This window comes from Paracoccus aminovorans (assembly GCF_900005615.1).
Taxonomy (GTDB): domain Bacteria; phylum Pseudomonadota; class Alphaproteobacteria; order Rhodobacterales; family Rhodobacteraceae; genus Paracoccus; species Paracoccus aminovorans.
Window position 1 is genome coordinate 41,950 of the sequence record NZ_LN832560.1, and the last position, 19,207, is coordinate 61,156.

14 protein-coding genes and 1 pseudogene are annotated in these 19,207 nt (G+C 69.2%); 14 read left to right on the forward strand and 1 reads right to left on the reverse strand.

Going from position 1 to position 19,207, the window contains the following annotated elements:
* Positions 1-34 precede the first annotated feature (34 nt).
* Entirely contained in the window at positions 35-1,402 is a 1,368-nt protein-coding gene (locus tag JCM7685_RS15595; RefSeq protein WP_074967509.1) for a dicarboxylate/amino acid:cation symporter, read from the reverse strand.
* Positions 1,403-1,623: 221 nt separating this feature from the next.
* On the opposite strand from JCM7685_RS15595, the gene JCM7685_RS15600 reads away from it, so the two are divergent.
* From JCM7685_RS15600 to JCM7685_RS15665, 14 genes and pseudogenes are all read left to right on the forward strand, one after another.
* Positions 1,624-3,300 (forward strand): sensor histidine kinase, encoded by a 1,677-nt coding sequence (locus JCM7685_RS15600; protein ID WP_269458836.1) that lies wholly within the window; start codon positions 1,624-1,626, stop codon positions 3,298-3,300.
* Positions 3,297-4,640 carry a sigma-54-dependent transcriptional regulator gene (locus JCM7685_RS15605; protein WP_074967505.1) on the forward strand — a complete coding sequence of 448 codons (1,344 nt, stop codon included), beginning with the start codon at positions 3,297-3,299 and terminating at the stop codon, positions 4,638-4,640. The genes JCM7685_RS15600 and JCM7685_RS15605 overlap by 4 nt, the downstream gene beginning before the upstream one ends.
* Before the next feature lie 311 nt (positions 4,641-4,951).
* A complete protein-coding gene (locus JCM7685_RS15610; protein WP_074967503.1) occupies positions 4,952-7,303 on the forward strand; it encodes a cache domain-containing protein in 2,352 nt (783 codons plus the stop codon).
* A 27-nt stretch (positions 7,304-7,330) separates the two neighbouring features.
* Positions 7,331-7,942: a response regulator transcription factor gene (locus JCM7685_RS15615; RefSeq protein ID WP_074967501.1), complete on the forward strand. Its 612-nt coding sequence runs from the start codon at positions 7,331-7,333 to the stop codon at positions 7,940-7,942.
* Positions 7,943-8,185: 243 nt separating this feature from the next.
* Positions 8,186-9,175, forward strand: coding sequence for an AraD1 family protein (araD1, locus tag JCM7685_RS15620; RefSeq protein ID WP_074967499.1), 990 nt, complete (start codon positions 8,186-8,188; stop codon positions 9,173-9,175).
* Between the two features lie 9 nt (positions 9,176-9,184).
* Positions 9,185-10,927, forward strand: coding sequence for an L-arabinonate dehydratase (gene araD / locus JCM7685_RS15625; RefSeq protein WP_074967497.1), 1,743 nt, complete (start codon positions 9,185-9,187; stop codon positions 10,925-10,927).
* The gene (locus tag JCM7685_RS15630; protein ID WP_074967495.1) at positions 10,927-11,838 is read left to right on the forward strand and encodes a Gfo/Idh/MocA family protein; all 912 of its coding nucleotides are present in this window, start codon (positions 10,927-10,929) and stop codon (positions 11,836-11,838) included. Before araD ends, JCM7685_RS15630 begins: the two co-directional genes overlap by 1 nt.
* Before the next feature lie 10 nt (positions 11,839-11,848).
* Positions 11,849-13,356: pseudogene (locus JCM7685_RS15635) on the forward strand (aldehyde dehydrogenase (NADP(+))).
* A 92-nt stretch (positions 13,357-13,448) separates the two neighbouring features.
* A complete protein-coding gene (locus JCM7685_RS15640; protein WP_231964731.1) occupies positions 13,449-14,033 on the forward strand; it encodes a DUF6931 family protein in 585 nt (194 codons plus the stop codon).
* A 6-nt stretch (positions 14,034-14,039) separates the two neighbouring features.
* A complete protein-coding gene (gene tagH / locus JCM7685_RS15645) occupies positions 14,040-15,182 on the forward strand; it encodes a type VI secretion system-associated FHA domain protein TagH (protein WP_074967489.1) in 1,143 nt (380 codons plus the stop codon).
* 33 nt (positions 15,183-15,215) lie between these two features.
* Positions 15,216-16,544, forward strand: coding sequence for a type VI secretion system protein TssA (locus JCM7685_RS15650; RefSeq protein WP_074967487.1), 1,329 nt, complete (start codon positions 15,216-15,218; stop codon positions 16,542-16,544).
* A 67-nt stretch (positions 16,545-16,611) separates the two neighbouring features.
* A complete protein-coding gene (gene tssB, locus JCM7685_RS15655; protein ID WP_018001533.1) occupies positions 16,612-17,130 on the forward strand; it encodes a type VI secretion system contractile sheath small subunit in 519 nt (172 codons plus the stop codon).
* Positions 17,130-18,614: a type VI secretion system contractile sheath large subunit gene (gene tssC, locus JCM7685_RS15660; RefSeq protein WP_074967485.1), complete on the forward strand. Its 1,485-nt coding sequence runs from the start codon at positions 17,130-17,132 to the stop codon at positions 18,612-18,614. The genes tssB and tssC overlap by 1 nt, the downstream gene beginning before the upstream one ends.
* Positions 18,615-18,651: 37 nt before the next feature.
* Positions 18,652-19,149, forward strand: coding sequence for an Hcp family type VI secretion system effector (locus JCM7685_RS15665; protein ID WP_074967483.1), 498 nt, complete (start codon positions 18,652-18,654; stop codon positions 19,147-19,149).
* Positions 19,150-19,207: the final 58 nt, after the last annotated feature.

Consider the following 19,207-nt stretch of genomic DNA (forward strand, 5'->3'; position numbering starts at 1 on the left):
CGCCGACCTTTGGTGCTTTTCCGGCCCTTGCCGGTCAGTCGGCGCTGGCCTCGTTCAGTTGCAGGCCTGCGGGGGCGCCGTGCAGGTCGTGGACCGGATGCGCGACACCCTCGGCGCCGCCGTTCAGGACCCGGTCGAACTGCTCGCGGTCCAGCGCGTTCTCCCAGCGGCTGACCACCACGGTGGCGACCGCGTTGCCGATGAAATTGGTCAGCGAGCGGCATTCCGACATGAAGCGGTCCACGCCCAGGATCAGCGCCATGCCGGCGACCGGCACCGTGGGCACCACCGACAGCGTCGCCGCCAGGGTGATGAAGCCGGCCCCGGTCACGCCCGCCGCGCCCTTCGAGGACAGCATGGCGACCAGCAAGAGCAGCACCTGCTGTTGCAGCGACAGATCGGTGTTGGTGGCCTGGGCGATGAACAGCGCCGCCAGGGTCATGTAGATGTTGGTGCCGTCCAGGTTGAAGCTGTAGCCCGTCGGCACCACCAGTCCCACGACCGAGCGCTTGCAGCCCGCCTTCTCCATCTTCTCCATCAGCGAGGGCAGGGCGGATTCCGAGGACGAGGTGCCCAGCACCAGCAGCAGCTCCGCCTTGAGATAGGCGATCAGCTTGAAGATCGAGAAGCCGTTCAGCATGCAGACCGTGCCCAGCACCACCACCACGAACAGCGCCGAGGTCAGGTAGAAGGTGCCGACCAGTGTCGCCAGGTTCACCACCGAGGCGATGCCGTATTTGCCGATGGTGAAGGCGAAGGCCCCGAAGGCGCCGATGGGCGCGGCCTTCATCAGGATGTCCACCATGCGGAACACGGCGTGGCTGATCGCCTCGAACATCGTGACGACCGGCTTGCCCTTGTCGCCGATCAGGATCAGGCCGATGCCGAACAGGATGGCGACGAACAGCACCTGCAGGATGTTGCCCTCGACGAAGGCCGAGGTCATCGTGGTCGGGATGATGTCCATGACGAAGCCGGTCAGCGAGGTCTCATGCGCCTTGGCGGCATAGTCGGCGACCTTGCTGGCATCCAGCGTCGCCGGGTCGATGTTCATGCCGGCGCCGGGCTGGATGACGTTCGCGGTGATCAGCCCGACGATCAGCGCCAGGGTCGAGAAGGTCAGGAAATAGCCGAAGGCCTTGCCCACGACCGAGCCCACGCCCTTCAGCGTGCCCATGCCGGCCAGGCCGGTGACGATGGTCAGGAAGATGACCGGGGCGATGATCATCTTGACCAGCTTGATGAAGGCGTCGCCCAGGGGCTTCAGCGCCTCGCCGGTCTGCGGATAGAAATGGCCGATCAGCGCGCCGGCGGCGATGGCGATCAGCACCTGGAAATACAGGTGGCGATAGAACGGGCGCGGCGCGTGAACGACGGGCGCTGCCGAGGTGTCGATTTGCATGGGGGCCTCCTCCGACCTGCGAATGACGGGTATGTGACAGCCATGATAAAGCGGCGGGCTTTGGCGCCCAAAAGCCGGGCGCATGGCAGCAATGCATTGTAATCATGGATTTTTGGCGGCGGAACGCCGCGGAAATCGTGCGGTTTTCCACACAGTGCCGGCGTGCTAGTGTGAAAATCCACACAGGGCGGAGAGGGCGCTTGCGACACAGGGACCCGGCGGTGACGGCTGATTCGATGCGGGCGCTGGCGGCACCGCGGCGTCTGGCCGCGGTGCTTGTGGTGCTGGCGCTGTTTCTGGGCCTGCTGGCGCTGACCTTTACCCTGGTGCGGGACCGGGCGGTGCGCGACCTGGGCCAGCGGCTGGAGGTGACGGCGCGCACCCGGGTGCAGGCGCTGGAAAGCGTGCTGGCCAAGCAGCGCGCGGTGGCGGTGGTGCTGTCCGACGACAGCCTGATGCGCGAGGCGTTGGCCGATCCCGCGGCCGGGACGGCGGCACGGGCCTCGCACAAGCTGGAGCGGTTGAGCGAGGCGACGGACAGTGCCGTGATCTATCTGCTGGACCGCGACGGGCTGGCCATCGCCGCCTCGAACTGGAACGAGGAGGCCAGCTTCGTCGGCTCGAACTACGGTTTCCGCGACTATTTCAGCCAGGCGCTGCTGCGGGGCGAGGCGACGCAATTCGCCCTGGGCACGGTCAGCAAGCGGCCGGGCCTGTATCTGTCGCATGACGTGGCCGTGGCCGGCCGGCCGCGCGGGGTGATCGTGGTCAAGGTCGAATTCGACCGCACCGAGGCGAACTGGTCGCAGGCCGGCGAGCGCATCTTCGTGACCGATGCCGCCGGGCAGGTGATCCTGTCCAGCACCCCGGCGCTGCGCTTCGGCCCCTTGCCGGCGTCCGGCCCGGGCGAGGTGGCGGCGGCGCTGCCGGTGCCCGGCGCCGACTGGCGGCTGGTGATCCGGGCACCCGCCGCCGAGGCGACCGCGGCGGCGGTGCTGGCGACGGGGACGGTCGGCTTCCTGCTGTCTCTGGCCCTGGGCGGGGGTGTCTGGGCCGCGCGCGCCCGCACCCGCGCCGCCCGCCGCGCCGAGGCCGAGCGGCGTTACCGCGCCGACCTGGAACGTGCCGTGGACGAACGCACCCGCGACCTGACCGCCGAGATGCGCGAGCGCCGCGCCGCCGAGCAGCGGCTGGCCCAGTTGCAGGGCGAGATGGTCCAGGCCAACAAGCTGGCGACGCTGGGCCAGATCACCGCCGGCGTCGCGCATGAGGTGAACACGCCGCTCGCCACCATTCGCCTGCTAGCCGAGAACGGCCGCCAGATGCTGCCCGAGGGCGCGGCGCCGGATGTGGCCGGCAACCTGGACCAGATCCTGCGCATGTCCGACCGCATCGCCCAGATCACCACCGAGCTGCGCGGCTTTGCCCGCAAGGCCACCGGCGAGCTGGGTCCCGTGGCGCTGAAGGAGGCGCTGGACGCCGCGCTGCTGCTGGTCGCCAGCCGTCGCCGGGCCGAGGGCATCCGCATGGTGCTGCCGCAGATCCCGCCCGGCCTGACCGTGCGGGCCGAGCGGGTGCGGCTGGAGCAGATCCTCGTCAACCTGATCCAGAACGCGCAAGAGGCGCTCTCGGGCCGACCGGACGCCGAATTGCGCATCGAACTGCACGAGCAGCCCGACCGCGTGCGGCTGACCATCCGCGACAACGGGCCGGGGCTGGCGCCCGGCATCGCCGCGACGCTGTTCACGCCCTTCGCCACCTCGAAGCCGCGCGGGTTGGGGCTGGGGCTGGTGATCTCGCGCGAGATCGCCCGCGACTTCGGCGGCGAGCTGACCGCGGCACCCTCCGAGCCGGGGCAGGGTGCCAGCTTCCACCTGGACCTGCCGAGGCTGCCATGACCGAGGTCCCGCTCGTCCGCCTGGTCGACGACGACCCCGATCTTCTGGCCGCGCAGGCGCAGGCGCTGAAGCTGGCCGGCTTTCGGGCCGAAACCTTCGACGACCCCGCCGAGGCGCTGCAGGGCCTTGGCCCCGACTGGCCAGGCGTGGTTCTGTCCGACGTGCGCATGCCGGGCATGGATGGGTTCCAGCTGTTCCAGCGCATTCATGCGCTGGACCCGGAACTGCCGGTGATCCTGCTGACCGGGCATGGCGACGTGCCGATGGCGGTCGCGGCACTGAAGCAGGGCGTTTACGACTTCCTGACCAAGCCCATCGGCGGCGGCCCCTTGGCGGCGGCGCTGGCGCGGGCGGCATCCGCGCGGGCGCTGGTGCTGGAAAACCGCGCCCTGCGCGCCCGCCAGGGCGACGAGCCGCGGACCGAGATCGGGCTCAGCGGCGCCTCGCCGGTCATGGTGCATCTGCGCGACAGCATCGAACGGCTGGCCCAGCTGGGCGGCGACGTGTTGATCACCGGGCCCGAGGGGGCGGGCAAGCGCACCGCCGCGCGCGCGATCCACCGGCAAAGCCCGCGCCGCGCCCGCGCCTTTACCCATGTGCAATGCGCGGCGCTGGACGAGGCCCGCTTCGACGCCGAGCTGATGGGGATCGAGGCGCCCGGCACCCGCATGGCCCGCCAGGCCGGCAAGCTGGAAAAGACCCATCGCGGCACGCTGTTCCTGGACGAGATCGACGCCCTGGCCCCGGCCTTGCAGGCGCGCCTGCAGGCAATCCTGCAGGCGGGCGAGATCTGGCCCGCCGGCGCCGCCGCGCCGCGGCCCCTGGACCTGCGGCTGATCGCCTCGACCGGCCGCGATCTTGCGCAGATGGTCGAGGCCGGCACGTTCCGCGGCGACCTCTATTACCGCATCGCGGCCGCAAGCCTGCAGATGCCGGCCCTGGCGCAGCGGCGCGAGGATGTCCCGGCCCTGTTCCGGCAGTTCCTGCTGCAGGCCTGCCAGCGGCTGAACCTGCCGGTGACGCCGGTGACGGGCGCGGTCAAGGCGCGGCTCGCCAGCCACGACTGGCCGGGCAACCTGGCCGAGTTGCAGCAATTCGCCGAAAGCCACGCGCTGGGGCTGGCCTCCTTTACCGGCGATGGCGCCGAGCATGAGCCGGCGGCGGGGCTGGCCGATCTGGTCGCGGAATACGAGGCCGAACTGATCCGCGACGCCCTGCGCCGGGCCGAGGGCCATGCCACCCAGGCGATGGCGCGGTTGAAACTGCCGCGCAAGACCTTCTACGACAAGCTGGCCCGCCACGGCATCCGCCCCGCCGATTTCCGCGCCGGCGGCGGCTGACGCAAGCGGCCGGACCGCCGCGCCCCGCCCGCCCCGGCGGCGGCCGAGCCGCCTCGCATCCGGGACAACGGCCGGCACCGCAACGGCATTTCTTTCCGCCGGCCGGAGCCCTGGGTCTGAATAGGCAATTTTGCCTAGGCGCCGCTGCAACGCCCGCGTGGCAAAACAGCCGCCCACCCTATGCCCGCCTCCGGGGCGGCGGTATGGAAGCTCGGCGCGCGACATTCAGGCGCGCGATCCGCATCCTGGGGGCGGCTCGGCATGGGAAAGAGGCGACGCTTGCGCGACCCCGCGACCGGAGAAGGTCCGCGATGAGGAAATCGCTGGGGGCGACGCTGGCCCTGGGGCTGGCCGGGCTGCAATTCCTGGCCATCCTGCTGGTGGTCTTTTCCTCCTATCTCAGTTCGGAACAGGCGCTGATGCGCCATGCCCGCGACCTGCTGCGCGACGTGGGCGTCAACACGATCGAGCATTCCCGCGGCTTCCTGAAGCCGGCGCAGGGCGCCGCCGAACTGGCCGCGCAGCTGGCGCAGAACAGCGTCATCGCCAGCGACGACACGCCCATGCTGGAACGGCTGCTGTTCCAGCAGCTGAAGATCGCGCCGCAATTCGCCGGGCTCTATTTCGGGCGCGAGGACGGCAGTTTCGTCTATGTGATGCGCAGCCCCGACGGCCCGGGCGAGTTCCGCACCAAGATCATCTCGTTCCCGGACGGAAAGCGCCGAACCGAATTCATCTGGCGCAGCGACGATTTCGCGGTGGTGGAGCGGCGCGAGGATCCCGCGGACCGCTTCGACCCCCGCAGTCGGCCCTGGTATCTAGGCGCCAAGGAGCGGCGGGCGACGGTCTGGACCGACCCCTATATCTTCTTCTCGTCCCAGCAGCCGGGCATCACCCTGTCGGCGCCGGTGCTGCGGCCGGACGGAAACCTGCGCGGGGCGGTCGGCGTCGACATCGAGATCAGCATGATCTCGGAATTCCTGGCGCGGCTGAACATCGGCCAGCACGGCCGGGCGCTGATCATCAACCGCAACGGCGACGTGATCGCCCATCCCGACGCCAGCCTGATCAAGGCCCGCAACGCCGACGGCACGCTGCGCTTCGCCGACATCCGCGAGATCGGCGATCCCATCGCCCGCGCCGCCTTCGGCCCGCTGGAACTGGCCGGCGCCATTCCGGTGCAGACGGAAACCCCCGGCCGTTTCGACTATCAGGGCGCCTCCTACGTTTCAACCATCATGCCGGTCATCAGCGACACGCTGCCCTGGACCATCGCCGTCTATGCCCCCGAGGGCGACTTCACCGGCGCGCTGAAGCGCAACCGCACGCTGAACATCTGGCTGGCGGCGCTGGTCGCTGGGCTGACCAGGCTGCTGGGTCTGGCGCTGGCCGATGCGATCCACCGCCCGGTGCGGGCCTTCGCCGTGCGCACGGCCCTGATCTCGCAAGGAGAGCTGGACCCGGACGCGCCGCTGCCCAAGACCTACAAGGAACTGGAACGCGCCAATGCGGCGCTGGTCCAGCAGATCGCGCTGCGTCGCAAGACCGAGCACGAATACGGCCAGACCTTCGAGATGTCCTCGCGCGGGATGGCGCAGATCGCGCCCGACAGCGGCCGCTTCATCCGCGTGAACGCCCGCATCTGCCAGATCACCGGCTACAGCGCTGCGGAACTGGCAGGGATGCGGCTGCGCGAACTGGTCCACCCCGAGGACCCGACCTTCGTCGGCGCCTTCTTCACCACCGACGGCGGCGATTTCGCCGTCAACCGCGAGATGCGCTGCGTCCGCAAGGACGGCAGCACCATCTGGATCACCCTGAACGAGATCCTGGTCCGGGACGAGCAGGGCAAGCCGCTGCATGCCGTGCTGACCATGGACGACATCACCCACAGCAAGCGCGCCGAGGCGCAGATCGTGCAGCTGAACCGCGACATCTCGCATCTGGCGCGCGGCAACACCATGGGCCAGATGGCGGCGGGCCTGGCGCATGAGCTGAACCAGCCGCTGACCGCCATCGCCCAGAACGCCGACACCGCGTTGCTGATCCTGGACCAGCTGGCCATCGACGAGCCGGAACTGCGCGACATCCTGACCGAGATCGAGGGCCAGTCCCTGCGCGCGGGCGAGATCATCCGCGCGCTGCGCGGCTTCATCAGCAAGGACGAGGGCGCGGCCACCGCCTTCGACCTGGCCGACCTGGTGCGCCAGACCCTGCATCTGATCCAGGCCGAGGCCGCCGAGGCCCGGGTCGTGGTGCAGACCGAGTTGGCCGGCGACCTGCCGCCGATCCGCGGCAATCGCGTCCAGATCGCGCAGGTGCTGGTGAACCTGCTGCGCAATGCCATCGAGGCGCTGGCGCCCGCGCCCGGCTGCGCGCCCGACCCCTCGGCCGAGCGCCGCGTCATCCTCAGCGCCCGGCGCGAGGGCGCCCAGGTCCGCATCGCCGTCGAGGACAACGGCCCCGGCGTCGCCCCCGGCATCAGCCTGTTCGCGCAGTTCGAGACCAGCAAGCCCGGCGGCATGGGCCTTGGCCTGTCCATCTGCCGCTCGATCCTGGCGGCGAATGGCGGCGCGCTGTGGCACGAGGCGGTGCCGCCGCGCGGCGCGCGTTTCGTCTTTACCCTGCCGCTCTGCCAGGCCGCGGCCGATGCCGGAGCGTGACCCGATGACCCAGAATGCAGGAATGCCATGCCCGACCCGATCCTGACCGTCTTCGTGATCGACGACGACGAGGACATCCGCAAATCCCTGCAGCGCGCGCTGGAAAAACGCGGCTATGCGGTGGAAAGCCACGCTTCCGCCGCCTCGTTCCTGGCGGGTTTCGACCCGCGCCGGGCGGGCTGCCTGGTGCTGGACTACGGCATGCCGGACATGAACGGGCTGGAACTGCAAAGCCACCTGAACCAGCGCGGCGCGACCATTCCCGTGATCTTCATCACCGGCCATGGCGGCGTGCCGGAATCGGTGCAGGCGATCAAGGCCGGCGCGCTCGACTTTCTGGAAAAGCCGTTCCGCCAGGGCGATCTGGTCGAGCGGATCGAAACCGCCTTCGCCATCGCCCGCGACCGCCTGGCCCGCGACGAGCAGGCTCGCCGCCAGCGCGCCCGGTTCGAGCGGCTGACCGCGCGCGAACAGGAAATCGTCGCGCGCATGATCGACCGCCCCTCCGAGATTTCCAGCAAGGAACTGGCCGCGGCCCTGGGCATCAGCCCACGCACCGTCGACCACCATCGCGCCCGCATCCTGGAAAAGATGAACGTGAAATCCGTGGCCGAACTGATCGCCCTGGCCGGCAAGTAGCGGCGACCAGCCGGCGGCAACGGCCGGGCATCGCGCATACATATCGTTTACGGCATGACGAATGCCTTTAATGTAATTTTATCATCATGTCGTCGGCTTGCTATCGTCCGGCCCAGAGCCCGCTGCAAGGCCGGGCCGGCGTGGCGGCCGCAGCCGCCAAGGGGGAATCGTTCACGACTGGGCTTGCGGGCCGCAGGGCCGGCCACGCCGACCCGGACGGGACGCAAGCAGAAGGGGCCGGGCATGTTTCTGTCGCAACTCGTGTTTTCGGACGGCAGCCGCGCCGTCGCCCTGCGCACGGGCGCCGAGGCCCGGCTGGTGCCCGGCGCCACCGCGACCCGCGACCTGGCGCTGGACGCCATCGCCGCCGGCCGCAGCCTGGCCGACGAGGCCCAGGCGCGCGGCGAGGGCGCCGCGGTCGATCTGGCGCTGGCCTCGGCCGAGGGGCGGATGCTGCTGCCGCTGGACCATCCCGACCCGGCGCATCTGCACCTGACCGGCACGGGTCTGACGCATCTCGGCTCGGCCGCGACGCGCAATGCCATGCATGCCAAGCTGGACGGCGACGAGCTGACCGACAGCATGAAGATGTTCCGCATGGGGCTCGAAGGCGGCAAGCCCGGCGCCGGCCAGGTCGGCGCGCAGCCCGAATGGTTCTACAAGGGCAATGGCCATGCCGCCGTGGCGCCCGGCGCGGCATTGGACAGCCCCGGCTTTGCGCTGGACGCGGGCGAGGAGCCGGAAATCGCCGGGCTTTACGTCATCGGCCCGGACGGCACGCCCTTCCGGCTGGGCTTCGCGCTGGGGAACGAGTTCTCCGACCACGTAACGGAACGCGGCAATTACCTGTGGCTGGCCCATTCCAAGCTGCGCCCCGCAAGCTATGGTCCCGAGTTGCGGCTGGGCGACCTGCCCCGGCATGTCGAGGGCACCAGCCGCGTGATCCGCGACGGCGCGGCGATCTGGGAAAAGCCGTTCCTATCGGGCGAGGCGAACATGAGCCACAGCCTGGCGAACCTCGAACACCACCATTTCAAATACGGCCTGTTCCGCCGCCCCGGCGACGTGCATGTGCATTTCTTCGGCACGGCGACGCTGAGCTTCGCCGACGGGATCGCGACCCGGCCCGGCGACGAATTCGAGATCGCTTGCGACGCCTTCGGCCTGCCGCTGCGCAACCCCCTGACCCAACAGCCCCAGGACGCGGCCCCGGTCGCCGTCGCCATCCTCTAGAGGTCGCCCATGTCCTTCACGCCCGCCCCGTGGCCCCGCCAGCTTCGCTCGCAGCACTGGTATGGCGGCAATTCCCGCGACACGATCTATCATCGCGGCTGGATGAAGAATCAGGGCTATCCGCACGACCTGTTCGACGGCCGCCCGGTGATCGGCATCCTGAACACCTGGTCCGACCTGACCCCCTGCAACGGCCACCTGCGCGAACTGGCGGAAAAGGTGAAGGCCGGGGTCTGGGAGGCCGGCGGCTTTCCGGTCGAGGTGCCGGTGTTCTCGGCCAGCGAGAACACCTTCCGCCCGACCGCGATGATGTTTCGCAACCTCGCGGCGCTGGCCATCGAGGAGACCATTCGCGGCCAGCCGATGGACGGCGCGGTGCTGCTGGTCGGCTGCGACAAGACCACGCCCAGCCTGCTGATGGCGGCGGCCTCGACCGACATTCCCTCGATCGTCGTCACCGGCGGCCCGATGCTGAACGGCTATTTCCGGGGCGAGCGCGTGGGCTCGGGCACGCATCTGTGGAAGTTCAGCGAGGCCGTGAAGGCCGGCGAGATGACGCAGGAGGAATTCCTCGAGGCAGAGGCGAGCATGTCCCGCTCATCAGGCACCTGCAACACCATGGGCACGGCCAGCACCATGGCGAGCATGGCCGAGGCGCTGGGGATGGCGCTGTCCGGGAATGCCGCGATCCCTGCGGTGGACAGTCGCCGCCGCGTCATGGCGCAGCTTTCGGGCCGGCGCATCGTGCAGATGGTCAAGGACGACCTGAAGCCCAGCGATATCCTGACCAAGCAGGCGTTCGAGAACGCGATCCGCACCAATGGCGCCATCGGCGGTTCGACCAATGCGGTGGTGCACCTGCTGGCGCTGGCCGGCCGGGTGGGGGTCGATGTGACGCTGGACGACTGGGACCGCTGCGGCCGCGACGTCAAGACCATCGTGAACCTGATGCCCTCGGGGAAATACCTGATGGAGGAGTTCTTCTATGCCGGCGGGTTGCCGGTGGTCATCAAGCGGCTGGGCGAGGCCGGGCAGCTGCACAAGGACGCGCTGACCGTCAGCGGCGCCACGATCTGGGACGAGGTCAGGGACGTGGTGAACTGGAACGAGAACGTGATCCTGCCCTCCGACCGGCCCTTGACCGACCAGGGCGGCATCGCGGTGCTGCGCGGCAACCTGGCGCCCAATGGGGCGGTGCTGAAGCCCTCGGCCGCCAGCCCGCATCTGATGGTGCATCGCGGCCGCGCCGTCGTCTTCGAGGACATCGACGATTACAAGGTCAAGATCGAGGATGAGGCGCTGGATATCGACGAGACCTGCGTCATGGTGCTCAAGAACTGCGGCCCAAGGGGCTATCCCGGCATGGCCGAGGTCGGCAACATGGGCCTGCCGCCCAAGGTGCTGAGGAAGGGCATCACCGACATGGTGCGGATCAGCGACGCGCGCATGTCGGGGACGGCTTACGGCACGGTGGTGCTGCATACCTCGCCCGAGGCGGCGGCGGGCGGGCCGCTGGCCGTGGTGCGCGACGGCGACATGATCGAGCTGGACGTGCCGAACCGCCGGCTGCACCTGGACATTTCGGACGCGGAACTGGCCGAGCGGCTGGCCGCGTGGAGGCCGCTGCCCGACCAGCCCGCCAGCGGCTATGCCTGGCTGCATCAGGCGCATGTCATGGGCGCGGATACCGGCGCGGACCTGGATTTCCTGCGCGGCTGCCGCGGCAACCCGGTCGGAAAGGACAGCCACTGATGAAAATCGCGCTCGTCGGCATCGGCAAGATCGCGCTGGACCAGCACGTTCCGGCGCTGGCCTCCAGCCCCGACTGGGAACTGGCCGCGACGGTCAGCCGCCATGGCCGCGCCCCGGGCATCGAGGCCTTCCCGCGCATCGAGGACATGCTCGACGCCCGCCCCGACATCGGTGCGGTCAGCCTGTGCCTGCCGCCCGTGCCCCGTTTCGAGGCCGCGCAGGCGGTCCTGCGCGCCGGGCGTCATCTGATGCTGGAAAAGCCGCCCGGCGCGACCTTGGCCGAGGTGCATATCCTGCGCGACCTGGCGCAGGCGCAGGGGGTGACGCTTTATGCCACCTGGCATTCGCGCGTGGCCCATGCCGTTGCCGCCGCCAAGGCATGGCTGGCTGATCGTGTCATCCACGAGGGCCGGATCACCTGGCGCGAGGATGTGCGCAAATGGCATCCCGGCCAGGACTGGATCTTTCAGGCCGGCGGCATGGGCGTCTTCGACCCCGGCATCAACGCGCTGTCGATCCTGACCGAGATCCTGCCGATGCCGGTGCATCTGCGCGCCGCCGAGCTGGATTTCCCGGAAAACCGCCAGGCCCCCATCGCCGCGCGGCTGGCGCTGTCGGGTAACATCACCGCCGATTTCGACTTTCGCCAGCAGGGCCCGCAGACCTGGGACATGGAGTTCTGGACCGACGCCGGCCGCCTCGCGCTGCGCCTGGGCGGCAATGTGCTGGAGATCGACGGTGCTGATGCCGGGGGCGAGGCCAGCATCATGGGCGAATATCCGGCGCTTTACGCGCGCATGGCGGAACTGGTGCGCAGGGGCGCCTCCGAGGTGGACCTGTCGCCGATGGTGCTGGTGGCGGACGCCTTTACCCTCGGCAGCCGCAACACCGTGGACGCATTCGAATTCTGAAGGAAGACCGATGGACTGGACACCGCAAGGCAAGCATCTGATCGCGGGCGAATGGGTCGGGGCGGGGCGACATTCCGCTCGGCCCCCGCGCATGGCCCGGCGCATGGTTTCGCCAGCGGCAGCGCCGATCTGGTGGACCGCGCCTGCGAGGCGGCCGAAGAGTCCTTCTGGACTTATGGCTGGACCGCGCGCGAGGACCGCGCGGCTTTCCTCGACGCCATCGCCGACGAGATCGAGGCCCGCGCCGAGGCGATCACCGCCATCGGCACGCAGGAAACCGGCCTGCCCGAGGCCCGGCTGCAAGGCGAGCGTGGCCGGACTACCGGCCAGTTGCGCATGTTCGCGGACCATATCCGCAAGGGCGATTACCTCGACCGCCGCCACGACAAGGCGCTGCCCGACCGCCAGCCGCTGCCGCGCCCGGACCTGCGGCTGATCCAGCGGCCCATCGGGCCGGTGGCGGTCTTCGGCGCCTCGAACTTTCCGCTGGCGTTTTCGACGGCGGGCGGCGACACCGCCTCGGCCCTGGCGGCGGGCTGCCCGGTGGTGGTCAAGGGCCACCCCGCCCATCCCGGCACCGGCGAGATCGTGGCCGAGGCCATCCATGCCGCCATCCGCGCCACCGGAATGCCGGCCGGCAGTTTCGGCTTCATCCACGGCGACCGGCACGAGGTCGGCGCGGCGCTGGTGCAGCACCCGCTGATCCGGGCGGTCGGCTTTACCGGCAGCCTGCGCGGCGGCCGGGCGCTTTACGACCTTTGCGCCGCGCGGCCCGAGCCGATCCCCTTCTTCGGCGAACTGGGCAGCATCAACCCCTGTTTCGTGCTTCCCCATGCGCTGGCGGCGCGCAGCGCGCAGATCGCGCGGGACTGGACCGCCAGCCTGACCATGGGCGCGGGGCAGTTCTGCACCAATCCGGGCCTGCTGGTGCTGCGCGCCGAGGATGCCGACGCCTTCACCGCCGCCGCCGCCGAGGCGCTGGCAGGCGCCCCGGAACAGGTCATGCTGACCGAGGGCATCGCCGCCGCCTATCGCGAAGGCGCCGCCCGCATCGGCACCCATGCCGCGGCGGTGCTGCACCATGACGGCCGGGGGCGCAATGCGCGGCCCGGCATCTACCGGACCAGCGCGCGGGACTTCCTGCAAAGCCACGCCTTGGGGGAAGAGGTCTTTGGCCCGCTCGGCCTTGTCGTCACCACCACCTCGGACGACGAGATGCTGGGCCTTGCCCGCGCGCTGGACGGCCAGCTGACCGCCACCTTGCAGATGGACGCCGGCGACGTGGGCTTGGCCCGGCGGCTGATGCCGGTCCTGGAACGCAAGGCCGGCCGGGTGCTGGCGAACGGCTGGCCCACCGGGGTCGAGGTCTGCGATGCGATGGTGCATGGCGGCCCTTACCCGGCATCGACGAATTTCGGCGCCACCAGCGTCGGCACCCTGGCGATCCGCCGCTTCCTGCGGCCGGTCTGCTTCCAGAACCTGCCCGACGCGCTGTTGCCCGAGGATCTGCGCGGTTGATCGCGCCGGTCGGCCGCCAGCCTGCGGGTTGCGGATCGGCGCCGCTGCTTTCATAGTCGCCCCGGTGCGAAGGCAGCGGCGAGACGGCAGCGATGGACGCAGACGCGGCGGATGAAAAGACCAAGCCTCCCCGGCGGATGCTGCGCGAGCCGCCGCCGCTGGCGCTGTTCGCCGCCATCCCGCAGCTGGCCGACCTGATCAAGCTGCGCCCGCGCGAGGGCGAGGACGGGCTGGCCTTCCTGAACCGGCTGCGCGCCTCGACCACGCCCGAGGAGGCGGTCACCTTCACCGCCTTCGCCGCCCTGCCCAGCGTGGCCGCCGGCTGGGGCTATGAATGCCTGCGGCTGATGGCCGGCCACCTGCAACCGCAGGAACGTCCGACCATGGAGCGGATCGCGACCTGGCTCGCGCAGCCCAGCACCCGCCAGCGCCACGAGATCATGCGCGAGGCGCTTTGGGCGCCGACCCGCAGCCCTTCGGTGCTGCTGGCGCTGGCGGTGGGCTGGTCCACCGGCACGCCGGCGCCGAACGACCCCGAACGCTCGGCGCCGCACAAGGCGCCGGTGGCGCTGAACAGCGCGGTGCTGTCCTGCCTCGCCCGGGCGGACCTGTCGCGGCGCTCGTTCTATCTTGCCCGATTCCTGGACATGGCCGAGGCACTGTTCCGCGCCTATTGATGAGACATGATGCTGACGCTTGAGATCGAGAACTTCCATGTGCTGGACGACGGCGGGCCGGTCAGCATCGCCGTGCCCGAAGGCGGCATCCAGGTCGGGCGGCGGCCTGGCATGGACTGGGTGCTGCCCGACGCCAGCCGCTACATCTCGGGCCATCACTTCGACGTCGGGTTCGAGGACGGGCGCTGGGTGCTGCGCGACCGCTCGACCAACGGCACCTTCCTGCAGGGCCACCGCCACCGGCTGGACGGGCCGCATGTGCTGGCGCACGGCGACCGCTTCCAGGTCGGGCAATATATCGTGGCGGCGCTGTTCGACCAGCCGCAGGGCCGGCCGATGACGCCCGGATCGCTGCCCGCGCATCGGGTGGACAGCCCGGTGGACGAGCCGGTGCTGGACGATCCCTGGGCCCTGGCGCCGGCGCCGGCGCCCATCGACGTGACCCCGGCCGCGGACCTGCGCCGCGGTCCCGATTTCGCCAGCGATTTCGTGGCCTTCCCGGTCCACGAGCCCGCGCCGGCACCCGCATCCGCCCCGCCGCCGCCCGCGCCGGTCGCCGCGCCCGAGGATCCCTCGGCCTTCCTGCGCGCCTTTTGCGAAGGCGCCGGCATCCCCCCGGACCTTGCCCGCAACGTCGCCCCCGAGGACCTCGCCCGCGCGCTTGGCCAGTCCATGCGCGCCGTCGCCGGGCAGGTCATGGCCGGCTTGCAGGATCGGGCGGCGGCGCGGCATTTCACCCGCTCGGCCGAGCGCACGATGCGCGGCGCCAGCGACAACAACCCGCTGAAATTCCTGCCCGACGCCGCCGAGGCGCTGGATGCGCTGTTCCTGCGCCCGCGCGCCGGGTTCCTGACCGGCGCGGCCGGGTTCGACCTGGCGCTCGGCGACCTGCGCCGGCACCAGACCGCGCTGTTTGCCGCGCTGCAGCCGGCGCTGATCGGGCTGGTCGGCGATCTTGCCCCCGAGCGGATCGAGGGCGAGGTCAAGGGCGGCGGGCTGATGGGCAACCGCAAGGCCCGCGCCTGGGACGAATACGTCGCCCGCTGGGACGCCCGCACCGCCAGCGAGAACGGCATCCTCGACGAATTCCTGCGGCTTTTCGCGGAAGCCTATCGCAAGGCGCATGACGGCGACGCCGCGCTGCCCTAGGCTCTGCCTCCGATTGATGAAAGGTCTTGCGCCGTGTCCGATTTCAACCTGCTCGATCCCATTTCGCCCGATGATCCCTGCGGCCCGGATCTGGAGCGGCAGGACGATGCCGCCTTCCTCGACTATTACTTCGAGGCGGAAGCGCGCATGCCCGAGCGCTATTTCATTCCCGGCAATGCCGGCGACGGACGCGAGGACCGGCTGTTCGATCCGCGCTCGGTCGATCTGGCCGCCGAGACGGCGACGATCCGCGCGCTTCTGCGGCGTTCGCGCGACCTGCGGCTGATGGGCCTGCTGGCGCGGTTCCAGATCCTGGCCGGCCAACTCGAAGCCTTCGCCGCCACGGTCGAGGACATGGCCGCGGCGCTGGCGCAATGGCCCGAGGCGCTGCATCCGCACGGGTCCGAACGCCGGGCGGCGGTCGAATCGCTGAACGGCCAGCCGACGGTGGTGATGGCGCTTGCGCACCTTCCGGTTGTGTCGAACACCGATGTGACGTTGCGTCGCTACATGGTCGCGACCGGCAAGGCGACGCCGCGCGCCTCGGAGCAGGATCTGGCCGGCGCCGACCTGCTGGCGCCGCTGCGGGCCGAGGCCAATCTGCGCGCCCTGACCGCCACGCATGATCGGCTGCTGCGGCTGTCGGATGCGCTGCATCGGCTGTCGCGCCAGGCGGCGGCTCTGCCCGAGGCGCCTTTCCGCCCGGACTTCGGCGCGCTGACCGCCGCTCTGGCCGACATGCAGGCGATGATCGCCGCGGCGCGCCCCGAACTTCGCCCCTGGGAACCCGCGGCCCCTGCGCCCGAGCCCCCGGCCGGGGATCTGGCGCAGGACCTGGCCGCGCCCGCCGAAACGGCCCGGCCTCAGCCGGCCACGGCCCCGGACCGCCCGGTTTCCGACCGCGCCACGGCCGAGGCTGCGCTGGACGCGGCCTGCGCCTGGCTGGCCCGGCACGAGCCCTCTTCCCCCGCGCTGATGCTGGCGGCGCAGGCGCGGCAGCTGATTGGCCGGCCGCTGGTCGAGGCGCTGGAAATGCTGATGCCGCAGCAGGCCGGCGCCGCCGTGCTGCGCATCGGCCAGGGCACGCCCTTCGCCCTGCCGATGGAGCGGCTGAAGGCGCTGACCCAGGTCGGGCTGGAAGGCCAGCCCGAGAAAACCGCCCCGCCCGCCGCCCTGCCGCCGATCACCCGGCGGGCCGAGATGATCGCGGCCCTGGTCGGGGTCGAGGGCTATTTCGCGACGCATGAACCGGCCAGTCCGGTGCCGTTGCTTCTGGCCAGGGCCCGTGACATGTTGTCGAAGCGTTTCGACGCCATCGTTGCCGAACTGCTTGCCCCAGCGCCGCCTTCGGGCGAATCCTAGGGCAGTTTTGCGGAATTGACTCGGTGGTTATTTTACAGTTTGCCTTGCGCAATGGAGGATTGATCTGATGGCTTCGGACAAGGCGACCGATTTTATCAAGCGCAACCGCCCGCCTCGGGTGAATATTTCCTACGAAGACCCCTATGACAGCGAGAAGATGGTCGAGCTGCCCTTTGTCATGGGCGTCATGGCCGACCTGTCGGGCAATGCCTCCGAGGTCGAGAAGCCCGAGATGGAAGAGCGCGACTTCGTCGACGTGACCGCCGCCACGCTGGACGACTACATGAAGAGCGTGGCCCCCGGCGCCAGCTTCAACGTCCAGAACAAGCTGGGCGGCGAGGGCCGGCTGGGCGTCTCGCTGACCTTCGAAAGCATGGACGATTTCAACCCGGCCGCCGTCGCGCGCCAGATCCCGGCGCTGAAGAAGCTTCTGGAGGCGCGCCAGCACCTGGCGAACCTGCAGCGCTACATGAACTCGAAGCCCAAGGCGCAGGAGCAGATCCGCAAGCTTCTGAACGACCCCGAACTGATGGCCGCCCTGGCCGAGCGCGAGACGTCCAAATCGGCCGAGGAAGAGGATAACTGATGGCGCAGAAACAGCAGGCCGAGGCCGCGGGCAGCCTGACCGGCCTTGACGAGTTCTCGGACATCCTGAAGCAGACCATCAAGCCGCGCACCGACGTCGCCGCGAAAGAGGTCGACAATGCCGTGGTCGCGCTGGTGCGCGAGGCGCTGGACGACGAGACCCTGATCGCCGAGGACGTGATCGACACCATCGACGCGATGCTGTCGAAGCTGGACCAGAAGCTGACCGAACAGCTGAACGAGGTCATCCACAACGAGGAATTCCAGAAGCTGGAATCGTCCTGGCGCGGGCTGGCCTATACGATCAACCACTCCGAGACCGACGCCTCGCTGCGCGTGAAGGTGATGAACGTCTCGAAGAAGGAACTGCAGCAGATGTTCCGGCGCTATCCCGGCGCCAAATGGGACAAGTCGCCGCTGAACATGCGCGTCTACGAGGCCGAGTTCGGCACGCTGGGCGGCAAGCCCTTCGGCGCGCTGATCGGAGATTTCTACTTCGACCACGGCACCGCCGATGTGGCGCTGCTGCGCGACATGTCCAAGATCGCCGCCGCGGCCCATGCGCCCTTCATCTCGGCCGCCGCGCCCGAGCTTCTGGGCATGGACAGCTGGACCGAGCTCGGCACGCCCCCCGACCTGTCGGAAATCTTCGACACGCCGGATTACGCCGCCTGGAACGGGCTGCGCGACAGCGAGAATTCGCGCTATGTCGCGCTGACCATGCCGCGCGTTCTGGCGCGCGAGCCCTACAGCCAGAACTCGAATTCCGTGGTCGAGGAGTTCAATTTCGAGGAAGAGACCGACGGCCACGCCGGTCAGAAGTATTCCTGGATGAACGCCGCCCATGCGCTGGCGGTGAACATCAACCGCGCGCACAAGGAACACGGCTGGACCGTGCAGATCCGCGGCGTGCAGTCGGGCGGCGAGGTGCTGAACCTGCCCACGCACAACTTCGACACCGGCGACGGCTCCAAGGACCTGAAATGCCCGACCGAGGTGTCGATCACCGACCGGCGCGAGGCCGAGCTGTCCAAGGCCGGCATGATCGGGTTGATCCATCGCAAGCACACCGACAAGGCGGCGTTCATCGGCGCGCAGACGCTGTATCGGCCCAAGAAATACGTGGACGACCAGGCGACGGCCTCGGACAACATGTCGTCGCGGCTGCCCTATATCTTCGCGGTGTCACGCTTCAGTCACTATCTGAAGTGCATGGTGCGCGACAAGATCGGGCAAAGCCCGGACCGGCTGCAGCTGCAGACCCAGTTGCAGACCTGGATCAACAAATACGTCTCGGGCAACCCCGAGAGCGCGACCGAGCGCGAAAAGGCCAAGAAACCCTTGGCCGGTGCGAAGGTGGAAGTGGTGGAGGACGAAGAGAACCCCGGCTACTACATGGGGAAGTTCTATCTGAAACCGCACTTCCAGCTGGAAGGCATGGATGTCGGCATGTCGCTGGTGTCCAAGCTGCCCAAAGGCAAATAACCCATTGAGTTGATTATTATAGCCAAGGAGTGATCGAATGGCTGTCGATATCTTTCTGAAACTTTCCAACAACATCAAGGGCGAGTCCCAGGACGACACCCACCGCGACGAAATCGACGTGCTGGCCTGGAACTGGGGCCTGACCCAGTCGGGCACCACGCATGTCGGCTCGGGCGGCGGCGGCGGCAAGGTCAACGTGCAGGATATTACCCTGACGAAATACGTCGACCTGGCGACCAACGACCTGATCAAGCGCTGCACCAACGGCGAGCACATCGAGAACGGCGAGCTGATCGTGCGCAAGTCGGGCGGCGCGGCGCCGGTCGAATATTTCCGCATCAAGATGGGCAAGATCATGATCACCAGCTATTCGACTGGTGGCGCCAAGGACGGTCTTGACCGCATCCAGGAAACCCTGACCCTGAACTTCCGCCAGTTCGAGGTGTCCTATACGCTGCAAGAGGATACCGGTGCCGCCGGCGCCGAGACCCTGGCCGGCTGGGACATCGCCGAGAACAAGGAGTGGAGCGCCTAAGCGCCCCCTTGCCAGCAATCGGGGACAGGGTCGGCCAAGCCGGCCCTGTTCCTTTGCG